Source organism: Dolichospermum heterosporum TAC447, from assembly GCF_024584745.1.
Taxonomy (GTDB): domain Bacteria; phylum Cyanobacteriota; class Cyanobacteriia; order Cyanobacteriales; family Nostocaceae; genus Dolichospermum; species Dolichospermum heterosporum.
In genome coordinates this window covers 4,114,371-4,131,375 of sequence record NZ_CP099464.1, presented here as the reverse complement: position 1 = coordinate 4,131,375, position 17,005 = coordinate 4,114,371, and the positions used below count along the sequence as shown (strand labels likewise).

The following is a 17,005-nucleotide window of genomic DNA, read 5'->3' as shown; positions in this document are numbered from 1 at the left end:
GTTAAATGAATTCCAGCACGAATAGATAGTGTTAGTTCAATGTACCAAATAATCACACTATTTGAAAATAGCGATTCCATAGCTTGACAATAAAATCGTTGCCATTTTGCTTTACTTAAGTATAATGTTAACAACGTCCTTGAAGAAGGTTGAAATCTACTGGTATTAAACAGTAGCTCGTAGTTTGGAGATTAGTAAAAATGCCTTTGTTTTTCTTAATGACATTAGTGACAGGTGTAATGACTGGCTATCTCTTTAAAAGAAATGATGATGAAATCACTAATATTGCAGGTGTTTTCACAGCCGTTATTTTTATTGTAAGTTTAGTATTAGCACCTTGGCCAATTCAGTTTGGTTTGTTAATGTTTGTGGTCATTGTCAGTAACAAATTACTGAAGAAAAATTGGTTTTAAATATTATTGTAGGTATTACACTTTACTTAATAGACATATCCAGAAATTAAATATGCGTGACCTGAAACCATTGTAGAGACGTTCCATGTAAGGTCTCTACCATCTTGGAGATGTCTAATAGACTGGAGATGGCTGTAGCCTTTTTAGCTTTTGCCCAATTATGGTATATACTGAAAACTGTTAATAGTTTAACCAAATATGAAACCCCTCTGGTAAACCTCTCCAGTATTAAATGTTATTCCTTTTCCCTCTCCTAAAAGGAGAGGGTTAGAGGGTGTTTTAAAAGTTATGGTTGATGTATCAAATATTTTTTACCCCACCCTAACCCTCCCCTTAGTAAGGGGAGGGAACTGGATTTTTATTGTTTCCCCCCTTTATAAGCCCTTTATAAGGGGAAAGAGGGGTAAGTAGTGAGACAGAATTAATTACACAATGTCATTGCGTTAGCGTAGCGTGGCGTTAGCCATATGGAACGAAGTGAAATCAAGCAATCGCCAGGGTTGTGATTGCTTCCCTTCGCTCGCAATGACTGTAAATATTTTTGTCCAATTACTTAGCAATGTGATAAAAATTACGGGATACGACTTTTCAAACAACCTCTTAGGGAGAGGTGCGGGGAGAGACTTTGAACTTGTTCTTTGTATGATAAAAAAGTCCAGCTTCTAGCCGTTTTGAGTATAATTCACGTGAGACGAGATAAATTCGTAGTTATAAGCTGTTGTGCATTTAGTTTGTATAATTCTAGCGGGCAAGATGCCCGCACTACAAAGTTCAAGTAAATTATGGTTATCAAATTTAGCTGCGTAACAGCTTAAGTAGGTGAACAGAAAAATTTAAAGGTATGTAACCTTATATAAAGTTGTCTCAATCCGAGATTCTGATTGAGTTTCGGCCATTTCATAAAACGCAATAAATTTCGCTTTTATTATATACACCTACTTAATGCTCAATTTACTATCAATCCTTGACCAAAAAGCAAGTCAAAGCCCCGAAAAATTAGCTTATATTTTTCTCAAAAATAGAGAAAATCAAGAGCAAACGATTACTTATCAACAACTATCTCAAATTTCAAAAAGAATTGCCGCTAGGTTACAATCTCTAATCCCCCCAGGAGCCATAGCCTTATTGCTTTATCCCCAAGGTTTAGAATTCATCGCGGCTTTTTTAGGGTGTCTATCTGCTGGAATTATTGCAGTTCCTGCTTACCCACCAAAACGGAATCAAAAAATATCTCGATTAATAGCAATTATTGAAGATTCTCAACCTCAAATTATTCTGACTACTAGCTTTATTTTAGAAAATATTCAACCGAAACTTGAGAATTTTTTAGACTTATCCGTAACGCAATTTTTGGCAACAGATAATCTAAATGATGACCAAGACTTTGAGTTTCATCTCCCAGAGATTAGTGGTGATACCCTAGCTTTCCTCCAATACACATCAGGTTCAACGGGTTCGCCGAAGGGAGTAATGATTTCCCATGACAACATTGCCAATAATTCAGTTTATATTCAAAAAGCTTTTGAACTTACAGAAAAAAGTGTTTCTGTGACTTGGTTGCCGAGTTTTCATGATATGGGGTTGATTGATGGTATTATTCAACCTCTTTATACAGGTTTTTTGGGTATTGTGATGTCGCCTGAATCTTTTTTAAAGAATCCTATGCTCTGGCTACAAGCAATTACCAAATATCGAGCAACTCATAGCGGTAGTCCCAATTTAGGCTATGAATTATGTGTGCGAAGAATTACGCCAGAACAACAGAAAAGCCTTGATTTAAGCAGTTGGCTAAGTGCCTACAATGGAGCAGAGCCAATACGAAGAAAAACCCTAGATAATTTTAGTGATAAATTTCAATCTTCTGGATTTAAATCTCAATATTTTTATCCCTGTTACGGCATGGCAGAAGCAACCTTAATGATTTCTGGGGGTAATATTGAAGATGAGCCAGTTTACTTAAATGTTCAGTCAGAATCTTTGAAAAATAATCAAATTGTAGAAGCAGAGAAAGATAGTGAAAATTATCAGGAACTTGTCGGTTGTGGCCATGCTTGGCAAGATATGGAAGTCAAAATTGTCGATCCTGAAAGTTGTTTAGAATGTGGTGAGAATCAAGTAGGAGAAATTTGGATTTTTGGTTCTAGTATTGCTCAAGGTTATTGGCACCAAGAAGAACAAACGATCGCAACTTTTCAGGCTAAATTAGCGAATACAACGGACGAAAGAAATTTTCTCGGAACAGGCGATCTCGGTTTTATACGAGCCGATGAATTGTTTATAACAGGACGAATTAAGGATGTCATAATTATTTGGGGACGGAATCATTACCCCCAAGATATTGAATATTCAGTACAACAAAGTCATAAAGCTCTGCGTTTAGATTGTGGTGCGGCTTTTACGATAGAAATAGATAATCAAGAAAAATTGGTGATTGTTCAGGAAGTAGAACGTACCTATTTAGCCCACTTAAATGTCAACGAAGTTTTCTCTACCATTCGTGAAACCGTTGCTCTTGATCATGCTTTACAGGTTTATGCGATCGCCTTAATTAAACCTGCGAGTATTCCCAAAACTTCTAGCGGTAAAATACAACGCCATGCTTGTTGTCATGCGTTTCTCACAGAAACTCTGGCGATCGTTGGACAATGGTAACAAAATCAATTATGATGCTCTAGGCTTGTTTTTTGTAAATATTAATTGTTTTTATGAATCAAGAAAAAATTGAGCATTGGCTAATAGATAAATTAGCGAATTCCTTAGGGGTTGATAGCGAAGAAATTGATTTAGAAAAATCTATTTTTGCCTATGGTTTAGATTCCTCTGTAGCCTTGAGCCTTACAGGTGAGCTAGAAAATTTAATTGATTTGGAGCTAGACCCAACATTATTTTGGGAATATCCAAAAATTTCTGAATTGGCCGAATATTTAGTAGATGAATTGGCTAAAAAATAGAGGTAACATTAACAATGAATGCGAAGAAAGTTTTATTTAATCCTTTTGATCCAGAATTTCATACTAATCCCTATCCTCTATTTGATCGCCTTCGTCAAGAAGACCCTATCCACAAAAGCATTTTTGGTACATGGATTATTACTCGTTATGCCGATGCCGTCAGTATTTTAAATGATAAGCGATTTGAGGTAGATAATCTTCCTGAACGTCTCCAGCTAAAAAGTGCCTATCTCAAAGAAGATAATCTAGACGTTCTTGCACAAACTACTGATAAATGGTTGTTTTTTTTGGAACCGCCCGATCATACTCGAATTAAAAACGCACTAAATTCATCCTTTTCTAAAGTATCGGTCGATGCTATGCGTCCTGAAATTCAGGCAATTGTTGACGATTTACTGGATAGACTTGCACCAACGGGAGAGATGGAAGTTATAGCAGATTTTGCGACCCCTCTTCCTGCTTTGGCGATTACTAAAATATTAGGTTTACCGATTGAAGATTATCAACAATTAATTCGATGGTCTGCTAAGTCTATTTTCATTTTTGATCAACCAGTATCTTTGGAAAAATATAAAGAACAAAATCAAATCATGATTGAAAATAGAGCCTATCTTTCCCAAAAAATAGCTGAATATAAAAGACAACCAAATAATGGTTTGATCAGCCAGTTAGCTAATCAGAAAGATCAGGTCAATACACTAACAGAAGATGAAATAGTTAGCACTTGTATTCTGCTAAGTGCGACAGCCCAGGAATCAACAAAAGGACTAGTCAGCAATGCTCTTTTAGCCCTGTTAAAACACCCACAAAGTTTAGAATATGTACGACAAAATCCTGATAATATTAAAAATATTGTCGAAGAATTGTTGCGTTATGATAGTCCCATTCAGTATGTCTCTCGTCGAGCAATGGAAGACGTTGAGGTTTCAGGGAAAATTATTCATCGCGGGGAATATGTCGTTATCTATATCGGTGCAGTAAACCATGATCCTGAATACTTTTCTCATCCCCAACAACTGGATTTCAGTCGTCGCAAACCTAATTTGGCTTTTGGCGGTGGTATTCACTATTGTTTAGGAATGTTTTTAGCCAAGCTTGAAGTGCAAATCGCCCTAAATGCACTGATGCAACGTTTACCAGATATTTGCCTCAATACAGATAAATTAGACTGGTATGAAAGCAATATTTCCAGAAGATTAAAAACTCTTCCTGTGAAATTTACGCCTATTTATTAATCGTATATACAATTTAATAATGATGACTAATCTCAAAATACAGAAAGAATCTATTGCAATTATTGGCATGGGATGTCGTTTTCCTGGTGCAAATGATCTCAATGAATTTTGGCAAGTTAATCAAGATGGAATTGATGCTATTACGGAATCCCCCAGCGATCGCCCTACGGAAATGACAGGTTGGGGCGGATTTTTGAAAGGAATAGATAAGTTTGACGCGGCATTTTTTGGGATTTCCTCAAAAGAAGCTACAAAAATTGATCCCCAACATAGATTCTTATTAGAAGTAACTTGGGAAGCTTTAGAAGATGCAGGGCAAATTCCCGAAAAATTAGCAGGTACTAACACGGCTGTTTTTGTTGGTATTTCTTGTAGTGAATATCATCAGTTAGTCATTCAACAAGAGGCGATTCCAGATATAGAGGCAACAACGGGTAATCATCGCTCTATGGTGGCTAATCGTATTTCCTATCATTTTGATTTTTGCGGTCCTAGTCTGGCAATTAATACGGCTTGTTCATCCTCTTTGGTAGCCGTTGATCGCGCTTGTCATAGTTTATGGACTGGGGAAAGCTCTTTGACTTTAGCCGCAGGTGTAAATATGATATTTTCTCCTGCCATCACAAACAGATTTATTAATGCTGGATTACTTGCCTCTGATGGTTTGTGTAAAACGTTTGATGCTAAAGCGGATGGTTATGTTCGGAGTGAGGGGATCGGAGTCGTTGTCTTGAAACTTTTATCCCAAGCTCAAATAGATGGCGATCGCATTTATGCCGTAATTCGAGGGAGTAGTGTTAATCACAATGGTAGTGGTAATGGCTTGACCGCACCCAATATGCAAGCTCAGATTGATCTCTTGCAAAAAGTTTATCAACAGGCTGATATTGATCCCAGTTCTATCAATTATATTGAAGCTCACGGGACAGCGACATTGATCGGAGATACCCTAGAAATGAAGGCGTTAGGTGCAGTAGTCGGCAAAGATCGAACTCCCGATAATCCCTGTCGAGTCGGTTGTGTGAAAACCAATATTGGTCATACAGAAGCCGCTTCTGGTATTGCGGGTTTGATTAAAGTCGCTCTCTCCCTTTACCATCGCCAGATACCACCTAATTTACATTTTCAAGAGCCTAATCCGGCTATTCCTTTTGCCAAGCTAGGACTAAAAGTACAAAAAACCTTAGAAATTTTACCAGAAGAAACAGAGCCAATTCGAGCGGGAGTGAGTGCTTTCGGTTTAGGCGGAATGAATGCTCATGTGATATTAGAATCAGTTCCATCTCAAGAAAAGGCTGAATCTAATCTTTTTCCCTTACAAATTTTCACCCTAACCGCAAAGAGTCCCACTGCTTTACAGGCTTTAGCCCAACGTCACCAAGCTTTTTTAGAAGATAAACCTGAAGCATCTTTGGTGGATATTTGTTTTACTGCCAATACCAGGCGATCGCAATTTAAACACCGTCTAGCTATTATCACTGAATCCAAAGAACAATTGAAAGATCAACTCAATATTTATATTCATAAACAATTGTCACCAAGTATATTCAGTGGCCAAATTACGAGGCGAAAACCTGCACCAATTTGTTTCATTTTTTCGGGAGAAAGCGATAAAATTAAGCCGCTGATTAAATTATTTTATAAAAGTCAGCCAGACCTTGATTCCCTTCTAGAACCATTGGAATTGATTCTTGATTCTCATGTAGGCAACTCTTTTTTAGAATTGATTGAAAAAGAGAATTTAGAAAATATTGTTCATAGCCAACTAGTTGATTTTCTTTGTGAATATGCGATCGCTCAATTATTGAAATCCTGGGGAATTGAACCTGCAATATCTATAGGTTATGGTACAGGAAATTATACAGCTTTAGTATTAGCAGAAATTTTCACCTTAGAAGATATAATTTCTCTAATTTTAAAAAAGGAAGACTTAACATCAACTCAGAATTTTCAACCTGCAAAAATTCCTGTGGTTTCATCTATTACTGGTAATACAATTCAAATCAACCAAATTATTGATTCTCAACAATGGCAAAAAGAATTTGATGTTACTAAAAGTAATGCCAAGAATTCACCTAATTTATTATTAGATTCTAGTCAAATACTGTTAGATATTTGTTCTATTGAGATTAAAAATAATAAAAATAATGATAATTTACATTGTCTATTATCGACTTTAATCAAATTGTGGTTAATGGGGGTAAAAATTGATTGGTCTAAAATTGAAGATTATAAACAATGTTATCCGATTTCCCTTCCTACTTATCCCTTTGAACGTCAATCATACTGGATTAATACATCACCTACAATATTTAATAGCCAAAGTGAAAATCAAATTACAAATAATCAGAATAAATCAGAACAGCTAGATCAAGAATTTGTCGCTCCTCGTGATGAAATTGAACAACAATTAGCTAATATATGGCAAAAAGTTTTAGGGCATAAATCTATCGGTATTCATGATAATTTTTTTGCATTAGGTGGAAACTCTCGCCTATCTGCTTTGCTAGTGTCAGAGATAGAAAAAACCTTTAATAAACATTTTTCTCTGGCTGCGTTTTTCCAGTTTCCTACCATTGCAGAGATTTCTCAGTCAATGAGTGAGCCTTTAGCCGATTTAACAAAGAGTGAATTTACCACCAAGCTTGCTCCCAAAGATTATCAAAAATTATTAACTTATATTTTGGGTCGCAATGGATTACGTCCTCGCAAAAACTCGCTAATGGTATCTCTTAGTTCTCAAAAAAATAAAAAATCTTTTTTCTTTTGTGCAACTGGTATAAATGAAGCATATCCTTTAAATGAATATCTTGGAAAAGAATACTCTTTTTATTTTTTAGAATCAGGTTATATAGTATTTGTAGAAGAAGATAGGATAACAGAAGAGAATATTAAAGCGATCGCCTCTCATCATGTAAACGACATTTTAACTATTCAACCTGAAGGAGAATATTTCTTAGCAGGCTACTCCTTTGGTAGCTTAGTCGCCTATGAGATAGCCAAACAACTTGAAGAAAAAGGAAAAAAATTAGCTTTTTTGGGCATAATTGATATGTATGGAAGTGATTCTAGACTCAATTACTTTGTTGCTGTTAATGATTTTTATGTAATATTTAAAAATTTAACTAAAAATTTAATCAAGTTAATCATGGTTAGAAAATTTGCGGAAATCTATTTAAAGCTTCGCAGAATAGTTAATACTTTTATCCTAAAATTGCAAATGATTTTGAAAAATATAACTAAGTTAATCATACCGATAAATCTTTATAAAATTGATGAAAATCTTGATCCTATAACTGAGTCAAGATATATTCTAAATAATACTTCAGACCAATATATAATGGATGGATACCAAGGAAAAATTACCCTATTTTTAGCGCAAGGACGCATAAACTCAACTCCAATCCAAAAACTAATTTCTTTGCTATTTCCTAGTTATGGTTGGGCTAGAAAATCCCTATCTCAAATCTATAAAGTATCTGGTAATCATCACTCCATGATTCAAGAACCTCATGTAAAGGTATTGGCAGAAAAATTAGCCTCTCATATTGGAAAAAGTTTACCCGATTAAAGGTTATTACTGAACAAGAGAAAACTTTCCCAGGTGAGAGTATTAACTAAATTCATCTGCAAATGGCGGAAAACCCTACAGCCTAACTGCCAACAACGGCTTTCACAGATTTGTTAGACTGAACACACCAGGATTTTTTTCAGTTAAATCTCTGATAACGCCAGCAGACGAGGCACTTCATGCTTACAAATACCCTACTTCTCTCGAATCAACTTCCCAGTTTACAATATTTATCCACCACAGAACGCTTCGATGAGACTTGGGAAGCCCCTCTGGCAACCCTTTTAGGACTAGGACGCGCTGCCGGAGCAGATTTTGTAGAATACTTCCTAGAACGCCGCAACTACATCAGTTGTTTAGCCGAGGAAGATACCATTACCAGCATTTCCCCCAGTTTAGCTACTGGTGCGGGAGTGCGGGTATTTCGCGGCAAAGCTGACTGCTACGTTAGCACCAATAACCTCACATTTGCCGGTTTAAAAGCTGCTTTAGAAAAAGCTCTTTCTATTTTAGGACTACAATTACCAGGTCCAAGTGCTTTCATCCCTGAAATCAACCTAGAATTACTCAGAGACTACGCCACAAAACGCGGTAAAGACGGTTGGCTGCCCTTATGTAGTTCTATCCGCGAAATGGGAGAAGTCCTGCTTGATGGTACAGCCCAACTTAACAAAAAAGCTACCCACGTCCAATCTCGCCGCGCTTCCTACTTCCGTGATTGGCAAGAAGTATTAGTTGCTGCCAGTGACGGTACATTTGCCCGTGATATTCGCCTCACCCAATCCGTTGGGTTTAACCTGCTTTGTGCTGACGGTGCTAACCGTTCCTCTATTGCTGACAGGGCTGGTAACACCAGTGACGCTAACTTCCTGAGAACCTGGGATTATCAACAAGCCTCCGAACAAATCGCCGAATCAGCCGGTAAAATGCTTTATGCAGATTACGTAGAATCAGGAACTTACCCGATTATTATGGCTAATCATTTTGGTGGTGTAATTTTCCATGAAGCCTGTGGACACCTTTTAGAAACCACTCAAATTGAACACAAAACCACACCATTTGCCGATAAAAAAGGTGAGAAAATCGCCCATGAAAGCCTGACTGCTTGGGATGAAGGACGCACTGATAACGCCTTTGGAACAATTGATATGGACGATGAAGGAATGCCCGCTCAAAGAACATTATTAATTGAAAAAGGCATTCTCAAAAACTTCCTAGCTGATAGAACCGGTTCAGTGCGGACTGGACACCCCAGAACAGGTAGTGGCCGCCGTCAAAATTATACATTTGCTGCCGCTAGTCGGATGCGAAATACATATATTGATTGTGGTGAACACACAACAGAAGACCTATTTGCCTCCGTTGATAAAGGCATTTACTGTAAGAAAATGGGTGGCGGCAGTGTCGGCGCAACAGGTCAATTTAACTTTAGCGTTGACGAAGCTTACTTAATAGAAAATGGCAAAATTACCAAACCATTAAAAGGTGCTACTCTCATCGGTGAAGCTAAGGAAATCATGAATAAAATCTCCCTATGTTCTCAAGATTTAGAATTAGCTCCCGGCTTCTGTGGTTCAGTTAGCGGTAGCATTTACACCACAGTTGGACAACCCCATATTAAGGTTGATTCCATCACTGTCGGCGGCAGATAAAAACCAATACGGTTTAGTTAAATCTAGAACTCTTTGTGAAAGTCATTTTTTAAACGAACCACAGAGACACAGAGGACACAGAGAGAAGAAAAAATTTTTAACTAAACTGTATTGAGATAAAAACAGATAAGCTATATTATCTGCGTTTATCTGCGTTCGTCTGCGTTCAAAATTTAGAAATTAATTCATCATGACAAAAATACAAGAAATCGCCACGTCCGCTCAAGAAAATGCTGCCAAACTTGGCATTAAAAAGTTTGATATTTACGGCTCAACTGTAGATGATACCAGTGTTCAAGTTGACCAAGGTGAACCTAAACAAGTTAAAGCTTCCAATCGTTCTGGGGTAACAGTTCGGGTTTGGAATGAAGAAAATACAATGGGTGTTACTAGCACCACAGATGTAGATGCTAAAGGATTAGAATTAGCCTTGAAAACTGCTTATGAAGCGAGTTTTTTTGGTGTGAAAGAAAATGTTCCTGATTTTAGTCCAGAAGCCACTATTCCTATCCCTAATAAACACCAAGAAAAGGCACTGCAAGCACCTGTTTCTGAACTGATAGAAAAGCTATTAGTGGCAGAAAAAGAATTACTAGCAACCCATCCTGCTATTACAAGTGTGCCTTATAATGGGTTAGCACAAAGGGATATTGACAGATTTTATCTCAATAGTGATGGTGCTGTGAGAACTGAATCTCATTCCTTAGCTTCTATTTATTTGTACAGCAAAACTGAAGAGGAAGGTAAGAAACCCCGCAGTGGTAGTGCTTATCGAGTTAAGGAAAGTGTCGCTGATTTAGATATTGCTGGTTGTATCAAGGAAACTGCCCAGAAAACTATCAGTCATTTGCATTATGAAAAAATTAAAACTGGTAAGTATCAAGTAGTTTTTTCTCCTGAAGCTTTTTTAAGTTTGTTAGGTGCTTTTTCCAATTTATTTAACGCCCAAAGTATTCTGGATAATCAAAGTTTATCGAAAACTGATGATATTGGTAAAGAACTAGCTTCACCTTTACTTTCAGTTTATGATGATGCTTTACACCCTGCTAATATTGGTGCAGAAAGTTTTGATGGTGAGGGTACTCCTACCCGGCAAATTAAGTTAATAGAAAAGGGCATTTTAACTAGCTTTTTGCATAGTGCGGGAACTGCTAAACGGTTAAATTCTCAACCTACAGGTAATGCTAGTATTGGCGCAAAAGTTAGCGTTAGTCCCAATTTTTATCACGTTTTTGCAGCGGGTACACCTGAAAAAGAATTGAGTCTAGAAACTGCGGAAAATGTGATTTTAATTGATGATTTACAAGCTCTCCATGCGGGTGTTAAGGCTTTACAAGGTTCTTTTTCTTTGCCTTTTGATGGTTGGTTAGTTAACAAAGGTGAGAAAACTAGTATTGAGTCTGCAACGGTAGCTGGGGATTTCTTGGAACTTTTGAAATCAATTGTTTATGTCGAGAAAGAGGTGGAATTAACACCAGCAGGAGTTGCTCCCAGGGTTTGGGTGAGTGAACTTTCTATTACTGGAGATTAATATCTTTTTTCACTCTGTGCGTCTGCATGAATCTGTTGAAAACATGAAAATTTCTCCCAAACTTTGACATCATGGCCTCAAATTAATCAATTTGAGGCTTTTCATTGACATCAAACTCAGTCCAGGTTCTATCAATTTGCAGGTCTTGTTCTAGTTGCAATGCTTCATTTAATACTGCATTGGTGAAGTTTATACTTTTCAAGTAAGTTTGGCAAGCTGCTACTGGTATTGTCAATACATCACTCCAGGCTTGTTCTGCTTTGTGAAAATCTTGAATCTTTAAGCTATTTGCAAAAGATAAGCTACTATTTATTAAACCTAATTCCTGGATTTCTGATATTACTGATGGTTCTTTACCTAACCCATAATGATAGTCTCTAACGGTCAGAAGACAGTCATAAATTTGGCGCGATAGTCTGTTACCAACTGGCTGTAGCAAGTTACAAGCTAACGCTGGGATAATGTGCCATGTTTCAGCTAATAAATCTTTTTCTAGTCCAGATATTTTCGCAGGAATTAGCAAATCTACATCACTGAGAAAATCTGTTTCTCCTGATAGCAACATGACAGAAAAAATTAGCCACTCCTCATTTGTATCTAGAATTGCTTCAGGTTCTTTGACAATCATTACATAGCGCGGTGGTGAGTTGCCTGCCAAAAAACTTTGTGCTGAGGAAGAGTAAAAAGTCTCTTGTTCTTGAGAGAATTTCAAAGGACTTCTTATTAAGCGACTCACTTCCCAAATTTCTCCAGGTTGTGGGATTGGCATATTAGACGCTTGCCTGTTTAAAAATGTGGATTTACTCAAGTTTACACGCATATATTTAGTTTCCCGACAAAAATTAACAATGAGCCGGGATTCTGGGTGTAGTCGCATCCAATCCCATATCTTATGTAACGTTCGGACGCTTCTAAATATCAGGATTTACTCTCATTTCAATCAATTTGAGTATTTTATTCACTTACCACTGCTTTGTTGACCGATTGTATTCTCTCTTTTGCTGGCGATTTTCTTGCAGTTTGCCCTTGAAATCTTCAACTTTAAGTAGTCCTAAAGAATCAGCAATCCGTCCTAAAAGTTCCTGCCATCGTTTGGATATTTCACTCTGACTAACTCTCAATTCTCCAGCTAGTTGAGTTTGTGTTTTTCCATCAATTTTACCTTGCCATAATTTCAGATAGTTTTGGCGTGGATATTGTTGATCTAGTTGATAAATTTTCTCTATCGCTTTAAGAATTAAATCTGCCCTTTCTGTTGCTTCCAAAATATTAAATTCATCAGTAATTGTATCTAACAGGGCTATATCTGTTCCAGGGATATTGCAATCTAAACTTTGGCATTTTCGCAGATTTTCTTGACGGACAAAATCAATAATCGCACAGCGGGCTACTGTAGCAGCCCAGCGATAAAATTCTTCTAATCCTCCTTCTCTGAACTTGCCAGATTGCAGACCCTGAAATATTTTTAAATGGGCATTTTGAACCGCATCTTCCCAAGATATGCCTGTACCCCTAGTGTATTTGTTAGCAATTTTTTTTAATCTCTGGCGATAGTTTGAGTCAAGCCAAGTCTCTGAAGAATAAGACCATGATTCCTGCGCTGATAACATACAATATGTCCTTGATAAATAGGCTATTAACTAAGAAATAAATAATCTTTCCAATTCGCAAATTACTGAATAACAGGATTATTTTTGTGAAAATTAGAGCGTAAATTCAACTTGCTTGAATAACGCCTTCACCAACAAATATATAAATTCAGCATTTAGACTTTTTTCTCACATAAGGAAATGTAGAGAATGTTGATTAATACCATATAAATTTATGGGTTTGAAACCAAATCTTTTTTCTCTATATTTTCTTATTTACATTCCATGTCTCACACTAACTGCATAGACGGGTCACAGCTTGGTCATCATAAAATATTCGATGATTGCAATTACCCGGATTTGATATCACCGCATTTTTATTTCGATTCTTCCTATTTAAGTCTCAATGCCAATCTATCCAACATCGTCTAAACAGTAGAAATGGAATTTATCTTTTTTTATAACTGTAGATAGAGGAAAAATATATAATTTATAATTATGCAACAGAAAAAAATATAGCAATTCTTGATTGATAAAAACCTAAATACCATTACTTGCGCTTGCTCAATACCTATTCAGCAAGGCTTCCAAATTTTCTTGCCAACTTCGGAATATTTTGCTTTGGGTGTTCGTTATAGAAAGTAAGGACAGTTCACCATCAAGTTCACAAAGAGACAAGGAAGTTTGACCATTAGTAAATATTTTACTTTGGCTCTAAACTACACCAGCTAGTGAAGTTATCCTCCGGGAAATTGTTTCCTAGTTCTCAAATTCTTGAGCGTCTTTTTGACTGTAAAATTGATTCTTTTGGTGAACTATCCGAGCAATGTGTGTACCTTTCTGCTTAAGAAAAGTGCCACTTTAATCTTTACCTTCATTCTGTTAATTAAGGAAAAACATTATGCAAGTTATCAAAAACAACAAATTGTTTAGCGAACTTTCCAATGAAGAATCTGCTGAGATGAATGGTGGTGCTGGTGCTATTCGCGGGGCTCAGGCTGTCGCCGTATTCTTGACGGCTAACGGTGGTGCGCCGCTAACCCCTGCTCAAGGTGTTCTAGCATCAATAACAACATTGGCATAATTTCTCTGTAGCCTGCCAGCTTATTCTATCAAATGAGGTCAAAAATGCGCCCCAGATTACTTTAAATTGAGATGGGCGCATTCCTTAAACTTAGTAAAACCATAGACAACTTCCTCCTTAACTGTTCACTTCCCTACCCCTCAATTAATGTTTTCATAAGTTTTTCGGAAACTTTTTAGAGATTAGGGGAGTGAATAATTACTTATTTTTCTAATTAGATGTGCCTAATTAAGAAGAACACAATTATGTCGCAAATTAATAATCTCGAACATAAGGAACTGTTTACCCAACTCTCTTTGGAAGAATCCGCTACCGTTAGTGGTGGTGATGCTGCTGCTGCTGCCGCCGCCCTCGCCGGATTCTTAGCTGCCAACGGTTCAGCACGTCTAACTCCTGCTCAAGCAGTGATGGTTATAGCAACAGCATTAGTATAATTTCTCTCTATTTAGGAATATTTAACTCTTGCAAAAACAGATATTTTGACTCACTTAAATATAAAGCCTTACTTACTAGAAACTTCCCTAGCTGAACAAATTTTGTTTATTTGTTCGTCAGGGAAATTTTATATCAAGCCTGATATCTTCACTCATTCCCTCATTGCCTTTCTAATTGTCCTTCTAGTATTTGCCCGATTTTATTTCACCAAAACTATAACATCAAATCTCAGTAACTCCCAAATGAGCATAGATAGGAACCTGATTAAATCCTTTCAAATAGCCAAGCTAGGGCTGCGCCAACTGTTTCTGCTAAGATACTAATGAGACGATAAAGAGCGATCGCACTAATCACCAAAGCCGCCGGAAAATGATATTGTAACAGTAACATCGCTGTGGTTTCAAACACGCCCAAGCCACCAGGCGCACCAGGAACAATTAACCCCAATACCCAAGCACAACTAAAAGCTCCCACTAATAAGGGTATTTGCTCCCAATTTACAGAAGTTAACGCCATTATAGTTAATATAAATCCAGCAGCCCGCAACCCTAAAAAAACTAATTCTCCTAATAATGGTTTCACCGGATAGCGTTTAATTATAAAAATATCAATTAGCTGATTTTCTCCATCAGGTTTTTTATTTTTCCAACGATCTAAAAGTTGAATAACTGGATTTAAAAATCTGGGATCAAGTACACCTAAGACAATTATTAAAGCTAAAAATTGGAGAATAATTAAATTAAAATTCAGACTATTAACAATAATTTGACTACCAAATAAAACAATAATAATTAAAGCTGCTGCTACCATTAATAGTGGTTCTAACAAAACACTTAAAGTAGCAATATTTGTAGGTACATTAGCATTTCTAGCCGCTATAATTCGCCCATAATAATGCCAAATATTCCCAGGTAAATATTTAGCAATATTCGTTTTTAAATAAACTTGGATAAACTCAATAGCAGATACAGATTGATTTAACTCCCTGAGTACCCAAGTCCAAATCCAACCTGCCCAAATATGTGCCAATAAAGTTACACTTGTAGCAGTTGCTAATATTAACCATCCGGTAATATTAATCCGAATAGCACTAACTCCTAACCAATTATCTTTTAACGCTTTCAATAAAAAAAACAGCGTTCCACCTAAAATCAACCACCGGATAATTTTCTTCATTTTAAAAGGATTTAGATCCCCGACTTCTTAGAGAAGTCGGGGATCTTGTTTTTGTGTTTTTGTTAATTTTAATTTTGCAAATACCAACTTTCTAACGCCAAACGATGAATTTCTCGCCAAGAAATATTATTTTTCCGGGCTAATTCTGCACAATCTTCATATTCTGGCTGCACATTAGTAATTACCTTTTCTGTAGCTGTTCCTGTCCAGGCAACTTTTACCGATATTGTTCCATAAATAGTTTCCACTTTTTGCATTTCCCGTTGTAAAATTGCCCGCTTTTGAGTAGTACGACGAATGCCTAAAGTGCTAGTTTCTCGAAATAACACCGCTTCACAACTAGCTAACTTTTCAGGATGACAAATCACAGTTAACAAAATTCCGGTACGCGACTTTTTCATCCCTATCGGTTGAGTAAACACATCCACCGCACCCGCAGCAAATAAAGCCTCAAATACATAACCAAATACTTGAGGATTTAAGTCATCTATTTGAGTTTCTAGGACAGTAATCGTCTCTAAATTTGGGGAAGATTCTCCTAAATTAGAGTTATCAGTCTGTAAAGATTCATTTTCACCATACCAAAGTCGTAGTATATTAGGAATGGGTAAATCTAGAGAACCCGCCCCTAATCCTACCTGTTTGATAGTCATTGGTGGTGGTGAACCAAAGTCTTGAACTAAGGTAGTAGCGATCGCCGCCCCCGTTGGTGTTACCAATTCTCTGTCAATGCCATTACTATAAACTGGACAACCCCGCATTTCCCACAACTTTAACACCGCTGGTACTGGTACAGCCATTCTTCCATGTGCCGCATTAACAGTACCACCTCCCGTTGGAAATGCAGAACAGTATAGCCAAGGCAAACCCTGGCGATCGCTATCAACACCCAACCAATCCAACCCTAAACAAGTACCAACAATATCCACAATCGCATCCACCGCACCCACTTCATGAAAATGAACTTTTTCCGGTGCGATGCCATGAACAGCCCCCTCTGCAACTGCCAACTGTCGGAAAACAGCTAAACTCCAAGCTTCCGCCCGCACTGGCAAATTCCCCTTAACAATCATCTCCTCTATTTCTGGCAAATGACGGGTGTGGTTGTGATCATGTTCATTGTGAGAATGATGGTGATGATGAGAAACCAAATCTACATGAACCTTAGTCGCTTGTTGACCTTGACGGTGAACCAATTCCGCCCACAATCGGTATTCTTGCTCAATTCCCAAGCCATTGAGTTGTTCTATCAAATACTCCACAGGCACACCCAGACTAACCAACGCCCCCAAACACATATCACCAGAAACCCCTGTTGGGCATTGAAGATAAACAATTTTATTCATAAATTTATTTGTTAATTGTCAG

General features: G+C 37.2%; 13 protein-coding genes. 9 read left to right on the top strand and 4 right to left on the bottom strand.

Annotation, left to right across the window (positions count from 1 at the left end):
* Positions 1–200: 200 nt before the first annotated feature.
* From NG743_RS18510 to NG743_RS18480, 7 genes are all read left to right on the top strand, one after another.
* A complete protein-coding gene (locus NG743_RS18510) occupies positions 201–413 on the top strand; it encodes a hypothetical protein (RefSeq protein ID WP_027402177.1) in 213 nt (70 codons plus the stop codon).
* Positions 414–1,355: 942 nt separating this feature from the next.
* Entirely contained in the window at positions 1,356–3,065 is a 1,710-nt protein-coding gene (locus NG743_RS18505) for a fatty acyl-AMP ligase (RefSeq protein WP_051424291.1), read from the top strand.
* 53 nt (positions 3,066–3,118) lie between these two features.
* Complete coding sequence (locus NG743_RS18500; RefSeq protein WP_051424290.1) at positions 3,119–3,364, top strand: acyl carrier protein; 246 nt, start codon at positions 3,119–3,121, stop codon at positions 3,362–3,364.
* 14 nt (positions 3,365–3,378) lie between these two features.
* Positions 3,379–4,599: a cytochrome P450 gene (locus NG743_RS18495; protein ID WP_027402176.1), complete on the top strand. Its 1,221-nt coding sequence runs from the start codon at positions 3,379–3,381 to the stop codon at positions 4,597–4,599.
* A 19-nt stretch (positions 4,600–4,618) separates the two neighbouring features.
* Positions 4,619–8,170 (top strand): type I polyketide synthase, encoded by a 3,552-nt coding sequence (locus tag NG743_RS18490; RefSeq protein ID WP_257120642.1) that lies wholly within the window; start codon positions 4,619–4,621, stop codon positions 8,168–8,170.
* A 179-nt stretch (positions 8,171–8,349) separates the two neighbouring features.
* Positions 8,350–9,822: a TldD/PmbA family protein gene (locus tag NG743_RS18485; RefSeq protein WP_027402174.1), complete on the top strand. Its 1,473-nt coding sequence runs from the start codon at positions 8,350–8,352 to the stop codon at positions 9,820–9,822.
* 190 nt (positions 9,823–10,012) lie between these two features.
* Complete coding sequence (locus NG743_RS18480; protein ID WP_027402173.1) at positions 10,013–11,353, top strand: TldD/PmbA family protein; 1,341 nt, start codon at positions 10,013–10,015, stop codon at positions 11,351–11,353.
* A gap of 82 nt (positions 11,354–11,435) precedes the next feature.
* On the opposite strand, the gene NG743_RS18475 is transcribed toward NG743_RS18480, so the two are convergent.
* Both NG743_RS18475 and NG743_RS18470 read right to left on the bottom strand, forming a co-directional pair.
* Complete coding sequence (locus tag NG743_RS18475) at positions 11,436–12,122, bottom strand: hypothetical protein (RefSeq protein ID WP_257120641.1); 687 nt, start codon at positions 12,120–12,122, stop codon at positions 11,436–11,438.
* A 193-nt stretch (positions 12,123–12,315) separates the two neighbouring features.
* Positions 12,316–12,963 (bottom strand): sigma-70 family RNA polymerase sigma factor, encoded by a 648-nt coding sequence (locus NG743_RS18470; protein ID WP_015079318.1) that lies wholly within the window; start codon positions 12,961–12,963, stop codon positions 12,316–12,318.
* A gap of 880 nt (positions 12,964–13,843) precedes the next feature.
* Here NG743_RS18470 and NG743_RS18465 point away from each other — a divergent pair.
* The gene (locus NG743_RS18465; protein ID WP_257120640.1) at positions 13,844–14,026 is read left to right on the top strand and encodes a hypothetical protein; all 183 of its coding nucleotides are present in this window, start codon (positions 13,844–13,846) and stop codon (positions 14,024–14,026) included.
* Between the two features lie 245 nt (positions 14,027–14,271).
* Positions 14,272–14,460, top strand: a complete 189-nt coding sequence (locus NG743_RS18460; protein WP_257120639.1) for a hypothetical protein — start codon at positions 14,272–14,274, stop codon at positions 14,458–14,460.
* A 265-nt stretch (positions 14,461–14,725) separates the two neighbouring features.
* On the opposite strand, the gene NG743_RS18455 is transcribed toward NG743_RS18460, so the two are convergent.
* Positions 14,726–15,637 (bottom strand): lysylphosphatidylglycerol synthase domain-containing protein, encoded by a 912-nt coding sequence (locus tag NG743_RS18455; protein ID WP_257120638.1) that lies wholly within the window; start codon positions 15,635–15,637, stop codon positions 14,726–14,728.
* A 68-nt stretch (positions 15,638–15,705) separates the two neighbouring features.
* Positions 15,706–16,983 (bottom strand): nickel pincer cofactor biosynthesis protein LarC, encoded by a 1,278-nt coding sequence (gene larC / locus NG743_RS18450; protein WP_027402171.1) that lies wholly within the window; start codon positions 16,981–16,983, stop codon positions 15,706–15,708.
* Positions 16,984–17,005 lie beyond the last annotated feature (22 nt).

Excerpts from the sequence above, each read along its gene's own strand:
- NG743_RS18495 (WP_027402176.1), top strand. The coding sequence starts at position 3,379 with ATGAATGCGAAGAAAGTTTTATTTAATCCTTTTGATCCAGAATTTCAT.
- NG743_RS18470 (WP_015079318.1), bottom strand. The coding sequence starts at position 12,963 with ATGTTATCAGCGCAGGAATCATGGTCTTATTCTTCAGAGACTTGGCTT.
- NG743_RS18490 (WP_257120642.1), top strand. The coding sequence starts at position 4,619 with ATGATGACTAATCTCAAAATACAGAAAGAATCTATTGCAATTATTGGC.
- NG743_RS18500 (WP_051424290.1), top strand. The coding sequence starts at position 3,119 with ATGAATCAAGAAAAAATTGAGCATTGGCTAATAGATAAATTAGCGAAT.
- NG743_RS18455 (WP_257120638.1), bottom strand. The coding sequence starts at position 15,637 with ATGAAGAAAATTATCCGGTGGTTGATTTTAGGTGGAACGCTGTTTTTT.
- larC (WP_027402171.1), bottom strand. The coding sequence starts at position 16,983 with ATGAATAAAATTGTTTATCTTCAATGCCCAACAGGGGTTTCTGGTGAT.
- NG743_RS18480 (WP_027402173.1), top strand. The coding sequence starts at position 10,013 with ATGACAAAAATACAAGAAATCGCCACGTCCGCTCAAGAAAATGCTGCC.
- NG743_RS18510 (WP_027402177.1), top strand. The coding sequence starts at position 201 with ATGCCTTTGTTTTTCTTAATGACATTAGTGACAGGTGTAATGACTGGC.
- NG743_RS18460 (WP_257120639.1), top strand. The coding sequence starts at position 14,272 with ATGTCGCAAATTAATAATCTCGAACATAAGGAACTGTTTACCCAACTC.
- NG743_RS18465 (WP_257120640.1), top strand. The coding sequence starts at position 13,844 with ATGCAAGTTATCAAAAACAACAAATTGTTTAGCGAACTTTCCAATGAA.
- NG743_RS18475 (WP_257120641.1), bottom strand. The coding sequence starts at position 12,122 with ATGCCAATCCCACAACCTGGAGAAATTTGGGAAGTGAGTCGCTTAATA.
- NG743_RS18485 (WP_027402174.1), top strand. The coding sequence starts at position 8,350 with ATGCTTACAAATACCCTACTTCTCTCGAATCAACTTCCCAGTTTACAA.
- NG743_RS18505 (WP_051424291.1), top strand. The coding sequence starts at position 1,356 with ATGCTCAATTTACTATCAATCCTTGACCAAAAAGCAAGTCAAAGCCCC.